Genomic DNA, 18,969 nt, shown 5'->3' with positions numbered 1-18,969 from the left:
CCCGCCCCCCCCCCCCGGCGGGGCCGCACACCCCCCCCCCCCCCCCCCCCCCCCCCCCCCCCCCGCGGGCGGGGGGGGGGGGGCGCCCCCCCCCCCCCCCCCCACGACACCGGAGCTAAACGCGAGCATGTGAACAGCCGTAGGCTTGACGCGTTCGTTGGCAATGCCACGTTTGTGCGTGTGACATTGTGAGCTCGCATCATGTGGCGCGGCATCCTCGTTTTCCTCCTATTGGCGATATCGACGGTTGCCGCCGATGCGCAGCGCCGCCAGATCAATCCGATCCCGTTTTCGCATGAGCCGTGCAGCGTGCTCGACGGCCGGCCCTGCACGCCGTACTATTGCAGCCCGCTCGAGCCCGGCCCCTGCATTCCCGAGATCGATTATCCCTACGGTCAGAACCTCCAGCTCACGATCGAAACCGTGCCGACGGAGGCTGATCGCGCCAAATACCGGAAGCCGGATCACGATCTCGATACGATCGGCGATCTCTTCGCCGAGCTGCGCACCTGCTGGTCGCCGCCATCGGACAATGCGCGCGCGGGCATGCAGATGGCGGTGCGCTTCAGCTTCAACAAGGCAGGCGGCATGATCGGTCCGCCGCAGCTGACCTATGCGACCGCGGGCGTCCCGGCCGATACCCGAACGACCTATCTCAACGCGATCAATTCATCGCTGAAAGCCTGCCTGCCGCTCAAATTCACCAGCGGCCTCGGCGGCGCTCTGGCCGGACGCCCGATCGCGATCCGCTATGTCGATAATCGCGAGCTTGGAAAATAGCTCTATCCCCGCATCTTGCGGACTGCGCTTGCGCGGGTCTCGCAGGATGAAGGCCGCGCTGTTGCAGACCCGAGCCTTCACGCCTGACCATGAGGCGTGAGAGTTGCGACCCGCGCCCAATCGATGATACGCCATGGGCGGGGGCGCTGGTTGAGGGGAGGATGTCGTGGGTCTGCTGGTCATGATCCTGGGGCTGATGCTGTTTTTTGCGGCCCATGTTTTCACAACGAAACGAGAGGCGCGCGCGCAAGCGATCGCGAGACTGGGCGAGGGGACCTACAAGATCCTCTATGCGGCCGTCTCGCTTGCGGGATTGGCGCTGATCATCTGGGGCTTTGCCCATTATCGCGCTGCCGGAATGATCCCGGTTTGGGAGCCGCCGGTCGCATTCAAGCACATTACAGTCGCGCTGATGCTGCCCGCGGTCATCCTGGTGGTGGCGTCCTACTTGCGCGGGCGCATCTATGCGACGCTGAAGCATCCGATGCTGGCGGGCATCAAATTGTGGGCGGCCGCGCATCTGCTTGCCAATGGCGATCTCGGCTCCATCATCCTGTTTGGCTCGTTCCTGGGCTGGGCCGTGTACGACCGCATCTCGCTGAAGCATCGCACCGATGGCGGCGGCCCGCCGATTCCAGTGGGTGGGGTGACCAATGATCTGATCGCTGTTGCAGTCGGCGTCGTCGCCTATCTCGCGCTGGCTTTCGCATTCCACCCGGTTGTGATCGGCGTTCCCGTCATGGGGGGCTAACGACAGCCGATCAGCGCAAGACGGTTCCGCGCAGCCGTGCGCGGAACGTGACAAGCAACAGCCGAGGGCATCCCGATGGACTGGTCGCAATCTCAGATCCCGCCGATGCGGTTCGAGGCGCGCTTCGGCGATCGGGTGGTGCCGGCCTTCAGCGACCGGCCGGCGAGCCTGTGGGCGATGATCGCGGACGCTTGCGCCCGCAATCCTGACGGCGAAGCGCTGATCGCAGGCGATGTCCGGTTGAGCTGGCGGCAGGCCGTGGAGCAGGCCGCGCGGATCGCGGCGGGCTTTCGCAAGCTCGGCCTGCAGCGTGGCGATCGCGTCGCGATCCTGCTCGGCAATCGTATCGAATTTCCACTGCTGCTGTTTGCCGCTGCGCATGAGGGGCTGGTGACGGTGCTGCTCGGCACGCGCCAGCAGAAGCCTGAGATCGCCTATGTCCTCGCCGATTGCGGCGCCAGGATCCTGATCCATGAAGCAGGGCTCACCGAGCGGCTGCCCGATGCGCTTGATGTTCCCGACGTCATCCGCCGCATCGCCGTCGACAGCGATCAGGCCCTGTCGCGTTTCGCCGTGCTCGCCGACAACGTCCCGGCACCGGCGCCGGTCGAGATCGGCGAGGAGGACACCGCGATGATCCTGTACACCTCGGGCACGACGGGCAAGCCGAAGGGCGCGATGCTCGCCCATTGCAACATCGTCCATTCCTCGATGGTGTTCGTCTCCTGCCTGCAATTGACGGAAGCGGACCGTTCGATCGCGGCGGTGCCGCTCGGCCACGTCACCGGCGTCGTAGCCAACATCACGACCATGATCCGCTGCGGCGGCGCGCTGATCATCATGCCCGAGTTCAAGGCTGCCGATTATCTCAGGCTCGCCGCGCGCGAGCGCGTCACCTACACCGTGATGGTGCCGGCGATGTACAATCTCTGCCTGCTCCAGCCCGATTTCGACAGCTACGATCTCTCGAGCTGGCGCATCGGCGGCTTTGGCGGCGCGCCGATGCCGGTCGCGACCATCGAGAAGCTCAAGGCGACGATTCCCGGCCTGAAGCTCGCGAACTGCTACGGCTCGACCGAGACGACGTCGCCCTCGACGATCATGCCGGGCGAGCTGACCGCGAGCCACATCGACAGTGTCGGCCTGCCGTGTCCGGGTGCCCGCATCGTCGCGATGGGAGCGGACGGGCGCGAGCTGCCCGCTGGCGAGATCGGCGAGCTCTGGATCCAGAGCGCCTCCGTCATCAAGGGCTACTGGAATAATCCGAAGGCGACGGCCGAAAGCTTCACGGGTGGCTTCTGGCATTCCGGTGATCTCGGCTCGGTCGATGCGGAGGGGTTTGTCCGCGTGTTCGACCGGCAGAAGGACATGATCAATCGCGGCGGCCTGAAGATCTATTCGGCCGAGGTCGAGTCCGTGCTGGCCGGCCACCCCGCCGTGGTCGAGAGCGCGATCATTGCCAAGGCCTGCCCGGTGCTGGGCGAGCGCGTCCACGCCGTGGTGGTGACGCGCGCCCCGGTGACCGGCGAGGCCTTGCGCGCCTGGTGCGCGGAGCGGCTGTCCGACTACAAGGTCCCCGAAACCATGGCGATCACCCCCGAGCCGCTGCCGCGCAATGCCAACGGCAAGGTGCTGAAGCGGCAGCTGCGGGAGCTCCTGGGAACCTGAGCCGGACAGGCCGGTCCGGGCTGTTCCGGGTGGTTAACGCCTTGATTGGGCTCGCTTTGCCTTGCCACCGCCATATCGTTAGGGTACCCCGCCGCCACGTGGGGGACGGGGATTCCTGACGCGAACGCATTGGCGCGCGCACCCGGACGGGCATGGGATTAACATAAGTGTCTGAATTATTTGACGAAGTCGACGAGGAAGTACGTCGCGAACAGCTCAAGAAGCTGTGGGACAAGTATTCGATCGTCTTCATTGCCCTGATGGTGCTGATCGTGGCTGCTGTGGGCGGCTGGCGCGGCTACCAGTACCTGGAGGGCAAGAAGGCCGCCGAGGCCGGCGCCGCCTTCGAGAAGGCCGCTGAGCTGTCCGACCAGGACAAGCACGCGGAGGCCGAGGCCGCCTTCACCGCGCTCGCCGCCAAGGCTCCCTCGGGTTATCGCACCCTGGCGCGGCTACGTGCCGCGGCCGAGGCAGCGCCCCGCGATCCCAAGGCGGCCGCCAAGATGTTTGACGACATCGCCGCCGATCGCAGCATCGGTGGTGAGTGGCAGGACCTGGCGAAGATTCGCGCCGCCGGCTTGCTGGTCGACAGCGCGTCCTATGCCGACATGCAGCAGCGGCTGGAGTCCTCCGCCGCGCCCAAATCCACGTTCCGCCACAGCGCCCGCGAGTTGCTGGCGCTATCGGCCTGGCGCAACAACGACATGACCGCGGCCCGCAAATGGCTCGACGCGATTGCCGAGGACGGCGAAACGCCGCCCGGTTTGCGCTCACGCGCCGAGGCGCTCCAGGCCCTGCTGCCGCCCGTCGCCAAAAGCTGACCAAGAGCTGACCTTCGGGCTCTCTGACGTAGACGAGACACAAGATGCGCCGCACGCCACGCTTGATCGCAGCCGCCGTCCTGATCGCCTTCACGGGCATCCTGGGCGGCTGCTCCAGCTTCGATCCAAGCGACATGCTCGACTTCCTCGACACCAAGAAGAAGCTGCCGGGCGACCGCAAGCCGGTCTTCCCGGAGGGCGTTCCGGGCCTCGAGCAGGGCGTGCCGCGGGAGATGTACAAGGGCGCAGCACAGCAGCAGCCGGATCCGAACGCACCGGCCGTCGCGGCTCTGCCCGCCGAGCCGCCGCCCGAGGCCAAGCCGGCAAAGGGTACCAAGGCGAAGAAGACCAAACAGCCTGCCAGCACCGCGGCCGCGCCCGCTGAGGCGCCGGCGGGCGAGGTCGACGGCGAGGCCCAGCCGGAGGCCGCGCCGCCCACGGCCGCTCCGCCGCCCAAGCAGAAGATCGTGCGCAAGCGCACCACCGCCCCGCCGCCGGATCAACCCGTCCAGCAGGCGCAACCGACCCAGACCACCCAGCAGCAATCGCAGGGAGCTTTCCCGGCACCGATGCCGAGCGGCAGCTTTTCGCGCTGATCCCTTCATTACATTGACAGGCGCGGCCTTCGCAGCGCACGAATGACCGATGTCCTTCACGATTGCTATTATCGGCCGGCCCAATGTCGGCAAATCGACGCTGTTCAACCGCCTGGTTGGGCAGAAGCTCGCGCTCGTCGATGACCTGCCGGGCGTTACCCGCGACCGCCGCGAAGGCGAGGCCAGGCTCGGCGACCTCGAATTCACCATCATCGACACCGCTGGCCTCGACGAGGGCGCCAAGGGCTCGCTGACCGCGCGCATGCAGGAGCAGACCGAGGCCGCGATCGCACAGGCCGACGCGCTGTTCTTCGTCATCGACGCCCGCATCGGCCTGACGCCCACCGACCGCGCCTTCGCCGATTTCGCCCGCAAGGCCGACAAGCCGGTACTGCTGGTCGCCAACAAGAGCGAAGGCAAGCATGGCGATGCCGGCGCGATGGAGGCCTTTGCGCTCGGCCTCGGCGATCCCATCCAGGTCTCGGCCGAGCACGGCGAGGGCATGGGCGAGCTGTATGACGCGCTCCGTGAGTTGATGCCGGAGCCTGTCGACGAAGATGAAGCCGATGACGATGAGCCGCTGACCGAGGAGGAGGCCGCGACGCGTCCGATCCGCGTCGCCATCGTCGGCCGGCCCAATGCCGGCAAGTCGACGCTGATCAACCATCTGCTCGGCGAGGAGCGCCTGCTGACGAGCCCGGAGGCAGGCACCACGCGCGATTCCATCGCGGTCGAGATCAACTGGAGGGGCCGCGAATTTCGCGTGTTCGATACCGCAGGCCTGCGCCGTCGCTCGCGCATCGAGGAAAAGCTCGAGAAGCTCTCGGTCGCCGACGCGTTGCGCGCGGTCCGCTTTGCCGAAGTCGTCGTGATGATGATGGATACGCAGAACCGCTTCGAGGAGCAGGATCTGCGCATCGCCGATCTGATCGAGCGCGAAGGCCGCGCGGTCGTGCTCGCAGTCAACAAATGGGATTTGATGGAGACCAAGGGCGGCGGCGCCATCTCGGGCCTGCGCCGGGATGCCGACCATTGGCTGCCGCAGATCAAGGGCGTGCCGATCGTCGCCGTATCAGGTCTGATGGGCGAGGGCATCGATCGGCTGATGCAGGCGATCCAGGACGCCTACGCGGTCTGGAACAGGCGCGTGCCGACTTCCGCGCTCAATCGCTGGTTCGAGCAGGCCGTGCAGGCCAATCCGCCGCCGGCGGTGTCCGGCAGACGGCTCAAGCTGAATTATATCACGCAGAACAAGGCGCGTCCGCCGAGCTTCGTGCTGTTCTGCTCGCGCGCGGACGCGGTGCCGCAGTCCTATTTGCGCTACCTGACCAATTCCATGCGCGAGGCCTTTGAGCTGCCGGGTACGCCGGTGCGCATCACCTTGCGCGAAAAGGCCAACCCCTTCGCCCACAAGCGCAAGCGGCCGTCGTGAGCAACGATGCCGGCGAGGCGACGGCGCGAAGCGCTGCGCCGGTCCGGCGTGGTGCCGTCGCCTTCATCTTCGTCACCATCCTGCTCGACATGCTCGCGCTCGGCGTGATCATGCCGATCCTGCCGAAGCTGATCGAGAGCTTCGTCGACAACGACACCGCGCATGCGGCCCGCATCTTCGGCCTGTTCGGCACCGCCTGGGCGCTGATGCAGTTCGTGTTCTCGCCGGTGCTCGGCGCGCTGTCGGATCGCTTCGGACGGCGGCCGGTGGTGCTGCTGTCGAATTTCGGGCTCGCCGCCGACTATGTGCTGATGGCGCTCGCGCCGTCGCTGCTCTGGTTGTTCATCGGCCGCGTGATCTCGGGCATCACCTCGGCGAGCATTTCGACCGCCTTTGCCTATATCGCCGACATCACGCCGCCGGAGCGGCGCGCGGCCGTCTTCGGCAGGATTGGAGCTGCCTTCGGCGCCGGCTTCATCCTGGGCCCGGCGCTCGGCGGCCTGCTCGGCGATATCGATCCGCGGCTGCCGTTCTGGGCGTCGGCGGCTTTGAGCTTTGCCAATGCGCTCTATGGGCTCTTCGTCCTGCCGGAATCGCTGGCGCCGGAGCGGCGCGCGCCGTTCCGCTGGACCAGCGCCAATCCGGTCGGAGCGCTGCACTTGCTGCGTTCCAACGCGGCGTTGGCCGCGTTATCCATCGTCAACTTCATCGCACAAGTCGCGCATGTCGTGCTGCCCTCGACTTTCGTGCTCTATGCGACCTATCGCTACGGCTGGGATTCCAAGACCGTGGGTCTGACGCTCGCGATGGTCGGCATCTGCGCCATGGTGGTGCAGGGGCTCGCCATCGGCCCGATCGTGCGCGTGCTCGGCGAGCGGAATGCGCTGGTGCTCGGTCTGTGCTGTGGCGCGATTGGCTTCGTGATCTTCGGCGCGGCGCCGACCGGCCCGCTGTTCTGGATCGGCATTCCCGTGATGTCGCTGTGGGGAATCTCGGGCGCCGCCATGCAATCCTTGATGACGCGGCTGGTTGCGCCCGATCAGCAGGGCCAGTTGCAGGGCGCAACCGCGAGCGTGCAGAGCGTCTCGCAGCTCGTCGGGCCGTTCCTGTTCACGCTGACGTTTTCCTATTTCATCGGCGCCAGCGCGCCGTGGCATCTGCCCGGCGCGCCATTCCTGCTTGCGGCGGTATTGATGGTGGTATGTGTCGCCATCGCGATGCGGTCGCTATCTGCCACGAAGACGGTTTCGTAGGGTGGGTAAAGCGAAGCGTGCCCACCGCTACTTCGTCAACTCGCGGAGAGAAGGTGGGCACGGCGCTTACGCGCCTTTGCCCACCCTACGGCAGCGTCGACTCTCTTACTTCTTCACCAGCGGACACTCGCTGTCCTTGAGCGGCTTGGCCGCGTCTTCCGCCGCGATCGTGGCGATCTGCTTGTAGTAGTCCCACGGACCCTTCGACTCCTCGGGCTTCTTCACCTCGAACAGATAGGCCGGGATGAGACGGCGTCCGTCCTGGCGCAGCGGGCCATTGCCGAACAGCGGATCGTCGGTCGGCAGCTCCTTCATCTTGGCGACGACCTTGGCGCCGTCATGCGGGTTGCCGCCGAGCGCTTCCATCGCCTTGAGATAGTGCAGCACCATCGCGTAGTTGCCGGCCTGGGTCATCGACGGCATCGCGTTCTTGCTGGCCAGGGCAGCGAAGCGCTTCGACCAGGCGCGGGTCTGCTCGTTCATGTCCCAGTAGAAGGACTCGGTGAAGGTCAGGCCGTGCGCGGTCTTTAACCCCAGCGAATGCACGTCGTTGATGAACAGCAGCAGCGCCGCGAGCTTCTGGCCGCCCGATACGATGCCGAATTCGGCCGCCTGCTTGATCGAGTTCGTGGTGTCGCCGCCGGCATTGGCGAGGCCGACCACCTTGGCCTTGGACGATTGGGCCTGCAGCAGGAAGGACGAGAAGTCCGAGCTGTTGATCGGGTGCTTGACGCTGCCCAGCACCTTGCCGCCGTTTGCCGTCACGACGGCCGTGGTGTCGCGTTCCAGCGCGTGGCCGAAGGCATAATCCGCGGTAAGAAAGAACCAGGTGTCGCCGCCGGCCTTGGTCAGCGCCTTGCCGGTGCCGTTGGCGAGCATGTAGGTGTCGTAAGTGTAGGAGATCGTGTTCGGCGTGCAGGCCTTGCCGGTCAAGTCGGCAGAGGCGGCGCCGGAATTCAGCAGCACCGAATTCTTTTCCTTGACGAGGTTGCTGACCGCAAGCGCGACGCCGGAGTTCGGCGTATCAGCGATCGCATCGACCTTCTCGTTGTCGATCCACTGCCGAGCGATATTGACGCCGACGTCCGGCTTGTTCTGGTGATCGCCGCTCAGAACGTCGATCTTCCAGCCCTTCTTGAGCAGGCCGGAATCCTCGACGGCCATCTTGATCGCGACCACGGAGTTCGGGCCGCCGATATCGGCATAAAGGCTCGACATGTCATTCAAGACGCCGATCTTGACGGTCTTGTCCTGCGCGTAAGCGGATGTTGCAAAACCGAAGGCGGCACAGGCCAGAAGGGCCGCATAGCGGCGCGCGAGCGTCGTCGTCATAAAAGGTCTCCTCCATTTTCAATATGCGGACGGCTCTCTTGCGGAGCCTTGTTCCGGCTGATCGCTCTACCGTGTCCCACGGCTGGCGGCAATGCGCCTAAAGCCGGATGACGCTGCGGCGTAGCGTCATCCGTCGGTTAACCTTTGGGCAAAGTGTGTTGAGACGCTATTTGAGCGCGTCCGAGGTCAGCTTGAATTTCTGGATGCGCTTACCGGTGTCGACCTCGGCGGTATAGACGTTACCCTTGGCGTCTATCGCCATGGCATGCACCCAGTGGAACTGCCCGGCATTGCGGCCGTTGTGGCCGAAGCTGCCGGCCACGCTGCCGTCCTCGCGCTTGATCACCCGGATCTCGTTGTTCTCGCCGTCGGCGCTGAGCAAATAGGTCTGCTTCGGATCGGGCCAGATCGCGATGTCCCACACCGCGCCGTTGCCGAGGGTGTTCTTCTCGAAGAAGAACTCCTTCACGAAGGTGCCATCCTTTTTGAACACCTGGATGCGATTGTTGATGCGGTCGCAGACGTAGACGAGACCGTCATTGGCGAGCTTCACGCAATGGACGGGATTTCCGAATTGTTGGGAGACGGGCGCCTTGGGATCATACGCCGCCTGCTTATTGTCATCGGGCTTGTTGCCATAGGCGCCCCAGTGCCGCTTGTAAGCGAGCGTCGTCGCATCGAACACGATGACGCGGCGGTTGCCATAACCGTCGGCGACGTAGATTTCGTTCGCCGCCTTGTCGATCGCGGTTTCGGCGGGCTTGCCGAGCTGCGTGGTGTCGTTGCTGCCGAGGCTCGGCGCGATCTTTCCGATCTGGGCGACGAACTTGCCGTCGAGCGTGAATTTCAAAATGGCATTGTCGTTGTCGGCGTTGCCGCCGACCCAGACGAAGCCGCGCTCGTCGACCTCGATGCCGTGCTCGCGGCCGACCCATTCATAGCCTTCGCCCGGACCGCCCCACGACCGCAGCAGATTGCCGTCGGTGTCGAATTCGAGCACGGGCGGCGCCGAGACGCAGCACTTCGAGCGCGGCGGGTTGAGGCTCGCGCCTTTCTCGTCATCGGTGAGCGAACGCGGGCGATGGATCACCCAGATATGGCCCTGCCAGTCGACGGTGATGCCGCCGACCTGGCCGAGGATCCAGTTGTTCGGCAGCTGTTTTGGCCAGGAGGCATCGACCGCGAAGGTCGGGACGTCACCCGCAGTCGCCGTGCCTGGAAGCACGAACGCGATGGCTGCAATAAGGATGGAGAAGGCGTGAGAGACTCGTACGAGCGCACGGCCGAGCCTTGTACAGACAAGCCCTGCGCGATCATGCCACGGCGCCATGGCAACCTCCCTTTTTTGGCTTGCGGCTTGCTGCCGCTTGAGCGCGGGCAGTCAATCGCGGGGAGGCACGCGAGTCAATCAGGCCGGCGAGCGGAAGCTCATCAGTGTGCGGGTCTTGTAGTCGTAGAACTTGCCGGTTTCGGTCCAGTCAGGCGCGCACATCGGGACGATGAATTCGGCGACCTGCTCGGGTGTCTCCAGCGTCGCCGGATCTTCGCCCGGCATCAACGTGGCCCGCATGCGGGTGCGGATCGGGCCCGGGTTGAACAGGTTGACACGGAGCGGCGTGTTCGCGGTTTCCTGCGCCCAGGCGCGGGCCAGCGTTTCCAGCGCGGCCTTGGAGGCGGCGTAGGGGCTGACATAGGCGGTGGCCTTGTTGGCGGCGCCCGAGGTGATGAACACGGCCCGGCCGGCATCGGACTGCCTCAGCAGCGGCTCCATGCAGCGGATCAGCTGGAAGTTCGCCGAGACGTTGACGGCCATCACGTCGGTGAAGGCTTTCAGTTCGATGTGGCCGACCGGCGAGGAGGGGCCGAGCACGCCGGCATTGCCGACGAGGATGTCGAGCTTGCCGTAGCGCTCGTGCAGGCCGGCGCCGAGCCGCGCGATGCCGTCGGAATCGGTGAGATTGAGCGGCACCAGCGTGGCGCTGCCGCCGTCTTTCCGGATCTCGTCATCGAGCTCTTCGAGCCCGCCCTGCGTGCGCGCCGTCGCAACGATATGCGCGCCGGCCTTGGCCAGCGCCTTGGCCGTGGCAAAGCCGATGCCGCGCGAGGCGCCGGTGACGAGAGCGATGCGGTTGGCGAGGGGATTTGTCATGGCGGGGTTTTACAGGCGTGGATGGCCGGGACAAGCCCGGAATTTCTGCCCTCGAGCTCCCGCCGCAGCCCTACTGGATATTGGTACTATTGTTCGGGCCGTTCCCCGAGCTGTCAGGCGGCACCTTCATGCCCTGCCTGAAGGCAAGACGATGAAGCCGACCAAAAGCCCTCCGCAGAGAATGGCGATGGCCAGCTGCATCGTCGCGGTCTTTCGTCAGCTCGCTTCCGCCAGCAGCGACAATTGCCGCGGCTGCTGCTCGGTCTGGGTCTGGTCGGTGAGGTGGGTCGGATACGCCCCGGTGAAGCAATGATCCGAGAATTTCGGATTGGCGGGGTCGCGGCCGGGCTCGCCCATGGCGCGATACATGCCGTCGATCGACAGGAAGGCGAGCGAGTCGGCGCCGATGATCTCGCGCATCTCCTCCAGCGAATGCGTCGCGGCCAGGAGGCCGCCGCGATCCGGCAGGTCGATGCCGTAATAATCGGGATAGAGGATCGGCGGCGAGGCGAGGCGGAAATGGACTTCCTTGGCGCCGGCATCGCGCATCATGCGCACGATCTTCTTCGAGGTGGTGCCGCGCACCAGCGAGTCGTCGATCAGGATGATGCGCTTGCCTTCGATCGCGGCGCGGTTGGCCGAATGCTTCATGCGCACGCCGGACTCGCGGATCGCCTGGGTCGGCTGGATGAAGGTGCGGCCGACATAGTGGTTGCGGATGATGCCGAGCTCGAACGGCACGCCGGAATGCTGGCTGTAGCCGACCGCGGCGGGTACGCCGGAATCCGGCACCGGGACGACGACGTCGATCGGCACATGGCTCTCGCGCGCGAGCTGCGCACCAAAGGCCTTGCGCACTTCGTAGACCGAGCGGCCGTGAACGATGGAGTCCGGACGGGAGAAATAGATGTATTCGAAGATGCAGGGGCGTGGCGCCATCGGCGGGAACGGCTTGTGGATGTCCTGGCCGTTCTCGTCGAACACGATGACTTCGCCGGGCTCGATGTCGCGAATGAAGCGCGCGCCGATGATGTCGAGCGCGCAGGTCTCCGAGGTCAGGATCGGGCAACCGTCGAGCTCGCCGAGCACCAGCGGGCGGATGCCGCGTGGATCGCGCGCGCCGACCAGCTTCTTGTTGGTCAGCGAAACCAGCGCATAGGCGCCCTCGATCTCGCGCAGGGCGTCGATGTAGCGCTCGATGAAGCGGCTGCGCCTGGAGCGCGCGACGAGATGCAGGATCACCTCGGTGTCGGTGGTCGACTGCATCATCGCGCCGTTCTTCACGAGCTCGCGGCGCAGCGTCAGGCCGTTGGTGAGGTTGCCGTTGTGGGCGACCGCAAGGCCGCCGGCATTGAGCTCGGCGAACAGCGGCTGCACGTTGCGCAGGATGGTGGCGCCGGTGGTGGAGTAGCGGACATGACCGACGGCCATATTGCCGGGCAGGCGGTCGATCACCTCGCGGCGGGAGAAGGTGTCGCCGACGAGGCCGAGGCGGCGTTCCGAGTGAAAGCGGCTGCCGTCGTAGGAGACGATGCCGGCGGCCTCCTGGCCGCGATGCTGGAGGGCGTGGAGGCCGAGCGCCGTGATGGCCGCGGCGTCAGGGTGGCCGTAGATGCCGAAGACGCCGCATTCCTCGCGGAGCGTATCGCCCTCCAGGTCGTCCTGAAGCTCTAGCGCGGCTGGGCCGAGATCAAGTTGGGCGTCCTGGTCAGGGTGTCGCATCTCGTCCGCGCCTCTCTTTTAGGGCCTAATCAACGCGCCGCAGGTTTCTCGATCAGCTTCTTGAGGCTGTCACGAGCAGGTTTACTGTATCCGTCGCCAGTGCCCGAAGGCTGCGGTTCGGAATCAGCTTGATCATCATCTGGTTTGTTTTTCTTGAATCTCTTCAAGATGGTGTTCTCGGGGTCGTCAGGCAAGAGGGCCATCAGCCAATCCCCGGTTCCCTGGAGCACCACGCGAGATTTGGCCCCCGTGACCCAGTCCGGGCGCTGCTTGTCCGGCACCAGCCAGGTGAAGAACAGGAACGCGACCACGACGATCAAAAGCCCGCGAGCGAGGCCAAACAGGAAGCCCAGGGTGCGGTCTAGCGCGCCGATGCGCGAATCCAGGATCATGTCGGAGATCCGGACCGTGATCACGGAGACCACGACCAGGGTGCCCACGAACACGCCGGCGACCACGACGACGCTCGCCACCGTGTCGTTGTTGAAATAGGTCTTTGCGGTCGGCAGCAGCTTCGAGAACGAGTACAGCGTCACGATCGCCGCTGCGCCCCAGGCCGCGATCGACAGGATTTCGCGCATGAAGCCGCGGACCATGGCGAGCAGGCCCGAGATCAGCATCACACCGAGCAGGATCAGGTCGAGGAGTGTTACTGGCATCGGCTGGTCGGGTCCGCTCGTACTTCAAAGGTGCTCAGCGAATCGGTGCTTGGCCGTGGCCCTAAGTGAGGGCCAGACGGCGTTCCCGGCAAGGCCGCAACCACGCAATCCCATGCTGCTTTTGTGACGGCTGTATAGCGGTGGGGGCGGAGGACGTCACCTCCACCTAACCCTCTCCACGGCGGAATCTTGCCGGTGTGGCATTTTTCTCCGCCGGCGGGCTCGAGTCGCCGCGGCGGGAGCCCCGGGCCGCGATCTCGGCCACCAGTGTCGTCAGGCTGTTGATCGCGTTCAGGGACAGTCCGGCGTCGCCGCCAGCATCGCCGCCACGGGCCGATTCGGGCAGCACGGCGCGCTTGAAGCCGAGCTTGACCGCTTCCTTGAGCCGGGCCGGGGTCTGCGCCACCGGGCGGATGACGCCGGAGAGCGAAATCTCGCCGAAATAGACAGCATCGGTGGGTAACTGCGCATTAACCAGGGATGAAACCAGTGCGGCCGCGGCGGCCATATCGGCCGCCGGCTCGTGGATGCGCAGGCCGCCCGCGACGTTCAGATAGACGTCGTGGCCGGACAGCTTGACCCCGCAATGGGCCTCCAGCACCGCCAGCACCATGGAGAGCCTGCTCTGATCCCAGCCGACCACGGCCCTACGCGGGGTGCCGAGCGAGGTGGGGGCCACCAAGGCCTGCAATTCGACCAGAACGGGCCTCGTACCCTCGATGCCCGCGAAGACTGCGGTGCCCGGCGTGCCCAGATCGCGCTCGGACAGGAACAGCTCGGAGGGATTGGTGACCTCGCGCAGGCCAAGGCCGGTCATCTCGAACACGCCGATCTCGTCGGTCGGGCCGAAGCGGTTCTTCACTGCGCGCAGGATGCGGAATTGCTGTGAGCCTTCGCCCTCGAAGGACAGCACCGCATCGACCATGTGCTCGACCACGCGGGGGCCTGCGATCTGGCCGTCCTTGGTGACATGGCCGACCAGGATGATGGCAGCACCGGTCTTCTTGGCGAAGCGGATCAGCGCCTGCGCCGAGGCGCGCACCTGGGTGACCGTGCCGGGCGCGGATTCCACCGTGTCGGTCCACATGGTCTGGATCGAGTCGATCACGATCAGCCGCGGCACCGCGCCTTCCGACAGCGTCGAGACGATATCCTCGACAGAGGTCTCGGCCGCCAGCTGCACCGGCGCGTCCGACAAGCCGAGCCGCTCGGCGCGCAGGCGCACCTGGGCGACCGCCTCTTCGCCGGAGATGTAGACGATGCGGTGGCCGGCGCGCGCCATCATGCTGGTGGCCTGCGTCAGCAGCGTCGACTTGCCGATGCCGGGATCGCCGCCGACCAGCAGCACCGAGCCGCGGACGAAGCCGCCACCGGTGACGCGGTCGAGCTCGGTCATGCCTGAGGACAGGCGAGGAGCGTCCTGGGTCTTCCCCGACAGGCTCTCCAGCGCAAACGTCCGGCCCTTGCGCTTGGAGCGGATCGAGACCGGCACGCTGCCGGTCGTGTCCTCCTCGGCAAGCGTGTTCCACTCGCCGCAGGATTCGCACTTGCCCTGCCAGCGGTTATAGGCCGCGCCGCAGTTCTGGCAGACGAAGGAAAGCGTGTTCTTGGCCATGGGGACAGCGAGTCGGGGTTTTCAGGTTTGCTGATAGCACGGAATGACGGGCGAGACGGCGATCGCCGTAACCCCCATTAGCCCAATTCACCGCAGCCGATACACCCTTTGTTAGCTCTACGCCGCCGCGCCGTTCCGGACTTTGCCAAATGTTAGCGGACGCCGGTCCAGTTTCGAAACCGATACGGGATGGCGAAACGAATGACGGTAGTCTTGCGGATAATGCTCGCCGTGGGCATGGCCTGCGGCCTTCTTCTGCCGATTGGCGGCGCCGTTGCGGCCGACGCCGGGCGTCTCAATATCGTTTTCGTCAACCCTGGCAAGACCGGCGAGGTCTACTGGGACATGGTCGCGCAGACCATGCAGGCCGCGGGCCGCAAGCTCGACGCGCATGTCGAGGTGCTGACCAGCGAACGAAATTACCGCACCATGCAGGAGCTTGGCTTCGGCGTGGTGGCACGCGCCGACAAGCCGGACTTCCTCATCCTGTCGAACGAGGAATCCGCCGCCGTTCCCATCCTGGAGGCGGCCGAGGCCGCCGGGGTCAAGACGCTGCTGCTCTCGAACACGCTGATCGGCGACGACGCCGCGCGCCTCGGACCGCCCCGGCAAAAGCTCAAGACCTGGCTCGGCGACATCACGACGGATCTCCAGACCGCGGGTGCGAGGATGGCCAATGCCTTGATCAAAGTGGCGCGCGCCGAGAAATGGCAGAGCCCGGACGGCAAGATCCACATTCTCGGCATCGGCGGCGACGAGATCACGCCGGCCTCGATCGCCCGCAACGCGGGTCTCAAGCTCGCGGTGGACGCCGCGCCCGACGTGGTGGTGGACCGGATGCTGTTCGCCAACTGGACCCAGTCGGAGGCAGAGCAGGTCACCAGGAATTATCTGAGCTGGGCCGCGCGCAAGGAGATCCGGCCTGCCGGCATCTGGGCCGGAAACGATCCGATGGCGCTCGGCGCGCTTCGCGCGGTGGTCGCGGCCGGCCTCACGCCCGGCCGAAACATCCAGCTGGTCGGCCTCAACTGGTCGGAGGACGCGCTGCGCGAGATCAAGGCGGGCCGTCTGCTCATGACCGATGGCGGACATTTTCTGCTCGGCGGCTGGTCGATCGTCCTCCTGCGCGACTACGCCGACGGCTGCGATTTCGCGACCGCATCGCCCCGCGTCGAGGCCAGGACGTCCGCGATCACGCGCGACAATCTCGCTTCGGTCGGAGACCTCATCAAGACGCGCGCCTTCGATCGGATCGATTTCGCGCGCTTCAGGGCGAGGGCGGGGCGCTGCGGCCAGTACGATTTCTCCATCGATGCGCTCATCTCTTCGCTGACGCTTCCGGAAGGCGCTGCTGACTGATGCGAAACGGTGACGACATGACCGATCGGGATCGCAAGCAGCAGGCGACGGCGCCGTCGCGCTCGCGCTCGGTGGTCCGTGCGATGATCTGGGCCACCGTGCCGGTGCTGCTGGTGGTGCAGCTGCTCGCCTCCGCCGGCGTCGAGGCATCGAGCTTCTGGTCGCAGATCAGGCAGCTCGACGCGCGCATTGCCCGCACCGCAGAGAGCCGCGCCGAGCTGATCGCCGAGCCGCTCTGGAAGATGCGCTACGATCAGGTCACGAGCGTGCTCAACGAGATCATGCACGACGAGACCATTGCCGCGGCGGCCGTTTATGACGACACCGGCGTCGCGATCGCGCGGGTGGTGGCGCGGCCGGCGGACCAGGCGGTATCGGAAGTCTCGCGTCCGATCCGCTACAGCAACGGCAACATCGCCGTGCAGGCCGGTCGTATCGCGATCGCCTATTCCTATGCGACGGTCTACACGGACACGGGCAGCCGGCTGATGCTGCTGCTGGTGGTCGGCCTGCTCGCAACATTTGCCACCCTGATCGCGATGCGGATATCGGCCAACATCTTCATCGGCAAGCCGCTTACCGCGATCATGTCGGCGATCCAGCGCAGCAAGCAGGACGGGCGAGCCTATCCGGCCGACATCAAATCGACGAACGAATTCGGCCAGCTCGCGCGTGCCTTCAACGCCATGCAGCACACGACATCGGGCGCGCTCGACCGGCTCGGGCACATGGCCGCGCACGATCCGCTCACGGGCCTGCCCAATCGTCGCTCGCTGTCCGAGCATCTGGTGACCCTGAGCGGCGATGCCGGCTCGCCGGACTCGTTGATCGCCTTCTGCTTCATCGATCTCGACGACTTCAAGGGCATCAACGACACCTTCGGCCATGATGCCGGCGACAAGTTCCTGGTGCACATCTCCGAGCGCCTTCGTGATGCGGTCGAACCGCAGGATTGGGTCGCCCGGCTCGGCGGCGACGAATTCGTCGTCATCCGCCCCGAGGTCAGCAATGAAGCGACCGCCCAGGCGTTCGCGCGCCAGCTGTTAGATGCGATTTCCGAGCCGATCCGGCTGCACGACAAGCAGGTCGTGCCGCGCGCCAGCATCGGCCTTGCCGTGCGCCGCGCCGGCGATCCCGAGCTGTCGCATTTGCCGGCGCTCGCCGACATCGCGCTCTACCATGCCAAGAGCAAGGCGCCCGGCACGGTCGCCGTGCTCGACGAAGCGCTTCAGCGCGACTATCGCCGCCGCCGGGATCTCGAGCTCGCCATTCCCGCAGGCTTCGCCGACGGGCAGTTCGAGGTCTGGTATCAAAGCCAGGTCGACCTCGAGAGCCAGGCCGTTGTCGGCCTCGAGGCGCTGATCCGCTGGCGCCATCCCGAACTTGGTTTGATCGGTCCCGGCGAATTCCTGCCGCTAATTGAGCGCAGCGGCAACAATGCGCGGCTGACGCGCTACGTGCTGACCGATGCCTGTCGCGCGCTGCAGCGACTGGCATCCGCCGGCAGGCCGCAGATCCGGATCGCGATCAATCTGCCGCCGTCCGAGCTCGCCGACCATTCGCTCGCTGCCGAGCTGCGCGCGACCTGCGCGCGTTTCGATGTCGCGGCATCATTGCTGGAGCTCGAGATCACCGAGGGCTCGCTGATCAACAACATCGCCAGCGCCTCCGAGACGCTGCACCGCCTGCGGCGCCTGGGCGCAACCATCGCGCTCGACGATTTCGGCACCGGCTATAGCTCGCTCGCTCATCTCCGGCGTTTCCCGCTCGACAAGGTCAAGATCGACAAAGCCTTCATCAGCGAGATCCCTGACAGCGCGGAAGACAAGGCGATCGTCGGCGTCATCGCCTCGCTCGCCGGCACGCTGGGGCTGAAGCTTGTCGCGGAAGGCATCGAGCGGCCCGAGCAGGCTGAGGCCATGCGCGAGATGGGCGTGATGCTCGGGCAGGGTTATCACTACCATCGGCCGCAGCCGCTCGACGCCGTGCTGCAATGGCTCGAAAAGCAGGCGGTACCCACTGAGACAAGCCGCGTCGTCGCCGGCAGCCCGTCGATCGCGCCCGAATTCGCCGCCTGAGCGCGATTACGACTGCGTTGCGTTCCAGAGCATGGAGAGCCCGGCCGCGATCATGATCGCGTCCATCACCAGGCGGAACATCTCCGGCTTGAGATGCAGCACGAAGCGTTTTGCGATGAAGGCGCCCGACATCAGCGAGGAGCCTGCGACCAGGCCCTTGATGAAGACGTCCTGCGTCAGCGCGCCGAAACGTTCGAAGGTCACGGACTTCGCGAAGTAGAGGCCGAGTGAGGAGGCCGCCTCGGTTGCGAGGAAGGCGCCCTTGGACAGGCCGTAGAACAGGAACAGCGGCACGCTGAGCGGGCCGGTCGAGACCACGATGCCGGTGAGATAGCCGATGATCGCCCCGCCGATCGCGAGGTGCCAGAGATTGGCCTTGAGATCGTGCCGCGCCAGCCAGTGCCGCACCGGCACCATCGCGATCAGGAAGACGCCGATGGCGAGATCGACGGCGTGCGAGGGGAGCGCGAGCAGCGTGCGCGCGCCCAGCACGGCGGCCGGAATGCCCGTCACCGAATAGGCCGCGCAGGCCCGCCAGTCGACCTCGCGCCACCACGCCAGGATCCGCGAGAAGTTCGCCATCACGGAGGCGACCGCCATGATCGGCACGGCTTCCTTCGGCCCATAGGCATAGACCAGCACCGGCATCAGCATGATCGACGACCCCGTGCCGACGATGCCTGAGACGGTGCCGGCGATCAGGCCGACGATGAGGACGAAGAGAAAGGCCAAGGTGCTCTCCACGAATCGGGAG

At 65.8% G+C, this 18,969-nt stretch carries 16 protein-coding genes; 9 read left to right on the top strand and 7 right to left on the bottom strand.

The annotated features are described in order from the left end of the window. The first annotated feature begins 201 nt into the window (after window positions 1-201). The 7 genes from AC0L3X_RS00590 to AC0L3X_RS00560 all read left to right on the top strand — a co-directional run bounded on the left by AC0L3X_RS00590 (window position 202) and on the right by AC0L3X_RS00560 (window position 7,301). On the top strand, window positions 202-780 hold the full coding sequence (locus AC0L3X_RS00590; protein ID WP_063983729.1) for a hypothetical protein: 579 nt from the start codon (window positions 202-204) through the stop codon (window positions 778-780). 166 nt (window positions 781-946) lie between these two features. Continuing rightward, window positions 947-1,531, top strand: coding sequence for an NnrU family protein (locus AC0L3X_RS00585; RefSeq protein ID WP_063983728.1), 585 nt, complete (start codon window positions 947-949; stop codon window positions 1,529-1,531). A 75-nt stretch (window positions 1,532-1,606) separates the two neighbouring features. After that, entirely contained in the window at window positions 1,607-3,199 is a 1,593-nt protein-coding gene (locus AC0L3X_RS00580) for a class I adenylate-forming enzyme family protein (protein ID WP_063983727.1), read from the top strand. 167 nt (window positions 3,200-3,366) lie between these two features. Further along, the gene (locus tag AC0L3X_RS00575; RefSeq protein ID WP_063983726.1) at window positions 3,367-4,020 is read left to right on the top strand and encodes a tetratricopeptide repeat protein; all 654 of its coding nucleotides are present in this window, start codon (window positions 3,367-3,369) and stop codon (window positions 4,018-4,020) included. A 44-nt stretch (window positions 4,021-4,064) separates the two neighbouring features. Then, entirely contained in the window at window positions 4,065-4,616 is a 552-nt protein-coding gene (locus AC0L3X_RS00570) for a hypothetical protein (RefSeq protein ID WP_166352690.1), read from the top strand. A gap of 49 nt (window positions 4,617-4,665) precedes the next feature. Continuing rightward, window positions 4,666-6,048, top strand: coding sequence for a ribosome biogenesis GTPase Der (der, locus tag AC0L3X_RS00565; RefSeq protein ID WP_063983725.1), 1,383 nt, complete (start codon window positions 4,666-4,668; stop codon window positions 6,046-6,048). Then, window positions 6,045-7,301: a TCR/Tet family MFS transporter gene (locus tag AC0L3X_RS00560; protein ID WP_166352692.1), complete on the top strand. Its 1,257-nt coding sequence runs from the start codon at window positions 6,045-6,047 to the stop codon at window positions 7,299-7,301. Before der ends, AC0L3X_RS00560 begins: the two co-directional genes overlap by 4 nt. A gap of 105 nt (window positions 7,302-7,406) precedes the next feature. Here the strand turns inward: AC0L3X_RS00560 and AC0L3X_RS00555 are convergent, their stop codons facing one another. The 6 genes from AC0L3X_RS00555 to radA all read right to left on the bottom strand — a co-directional run bounded on the left by AC0L3X_RS00555 (window position 7,407) and on the right by radA (window position 14,778). Then, window positions 7,407-8,633, bottom strand: a complete 1,227-nt coding sequence (locus AC0L3X_RS00555) for an ABC transporter substrate-binding protein (protein ID WP_063983724.1) — start codon at window positions 8,631-8,633, stop codon at window positions 7,407-7,409. Between the two features lie 166 nt (window positions 8,634-8,799). Continuing rightward, window positions 8,800-9,963 carry an NHL repeat-containing protein gene (locus tag AC0L3X_RS00550; protein ID WP_231144878.1) on the bottom strand — a complete coding sequence of 388 codons (1,164 nt, stop codon included), beginning with the start codon at window positions 9,961-9,963 and terminating at the stop codon, window positions 8,800-8,802. A gap of 78 nt (window positions 9,964-10,041) precedes the next feature. After that, window positions 10,042-10,782 carry an SDR family NAD(P)-dependent oxidoreductase gene (locus AC0L3X_RS00545; RefSeq protein ID WP_063983722.1) on the bottom strand — a complete coding sequence of 247 codons (741 nt, stop codon included), beginning with the start codon at window positions 10,780-10,782 and terminating at the stop codon, window positions 10,042-10,044. 216 nt (window positions 10,783-10,998) lie between these two features. Beyond that, window positions 10,999-12,504 (bottom strand): amidophosphoribosyltransferase, encoded by a 1,506-nt coding sequence (gene purF, locus AC0L3X_RS00540; protein ID WP_063983721.1) that lies wholly within the window; start codon window positions 12,502-12,504, stop codon window positions 10,999-11,001. Window positions 12,505-12,533: 29 nt separating this feature from the next. Further along, window positions 12,534-13,163 (bottom strand): CvpA family protein, encoded by a 630-nt coding sequence (locus AC0L3X_RS00535; protein WP_063983720.1) that lies wholly within the window; start codon window positions 13,161-13,163, stop codon window positions 12,534-12,536. 166 nt (window positions 13,164-13,329) lie between these two features. After that, entirely contained in the window at window positions 13,330-14,778 is a 1,449-nt protein-coding gene (gene radA / locus AC0L3X_RS00530) for a DNA repair protein RadA (protein WP_063983719.1), read from the bottom strand. Between the two features lie 201 nt (window positions 14,779-14,979). Between radA and AC0L3X_RS00525 the strand changes: the two genes are divergently transcribed. Together AC0L3X_RS00525 and AC0L3X_RS00520 are read left to right on the top strand one after the other, a co-directional pair. Then, window positions 14,980-16,137 carry an ABC transporter substrate-binding protein gene (locus AC0L3X_RS00525; protein WP_231144879.1) on the top strand — a complete coding sequence of 386 codons (1,158 nt, stop codon included), beginning with the start codon at window positions 14,980-14,982 and terminating at the stop codon, window positions 16,135-16,137. Continuing rightward, on the top strand, window positions 16,137-18,215 hold the full coding sequence (locus tag AC0L3X_RS00520; RefSeq protein ID WP_063983717.1) for a putative bifunctional diguanylate cyclase/phosphodiesterase: 2,079 nt from the start codon (window positions 16,137-16,139) through the stop codon (window positions 18,213-18,215). Before AC0L3X_RS00525 ends, AC0L3X_RS00520 begins: the two co-directional genes overlap by 1 nt. Before the next feature lie 6 nt (window positions 18,216-18,221). Here the strand turns inward: AC0L3X_RS00520 and AC0L3X_RS00515 are convergent, their stop codons facing one another. Then, window positions 18,222-18,947 (bottom strand): sulfite exporter TauE/SafE family protein, encoded by a 726-nt coding sequence (locus AC0L3X_RS00515; RefSeq protein WP_063986422.1) that lies wholly within the window; start codon window positions 18,945-18,947, stop codon window positions 18,222-18,224. Window positions 18,948-18,969 lie beyond the last annotated feature (22 nt).

The organism is Bradyrhizobium sp. MI1.7, from assembly GCF_055811795.1.
Note: the sequence above shows the minus strand (reverse complement) of the source record. Positions and strands in the feature narration are given on the sequence as shown.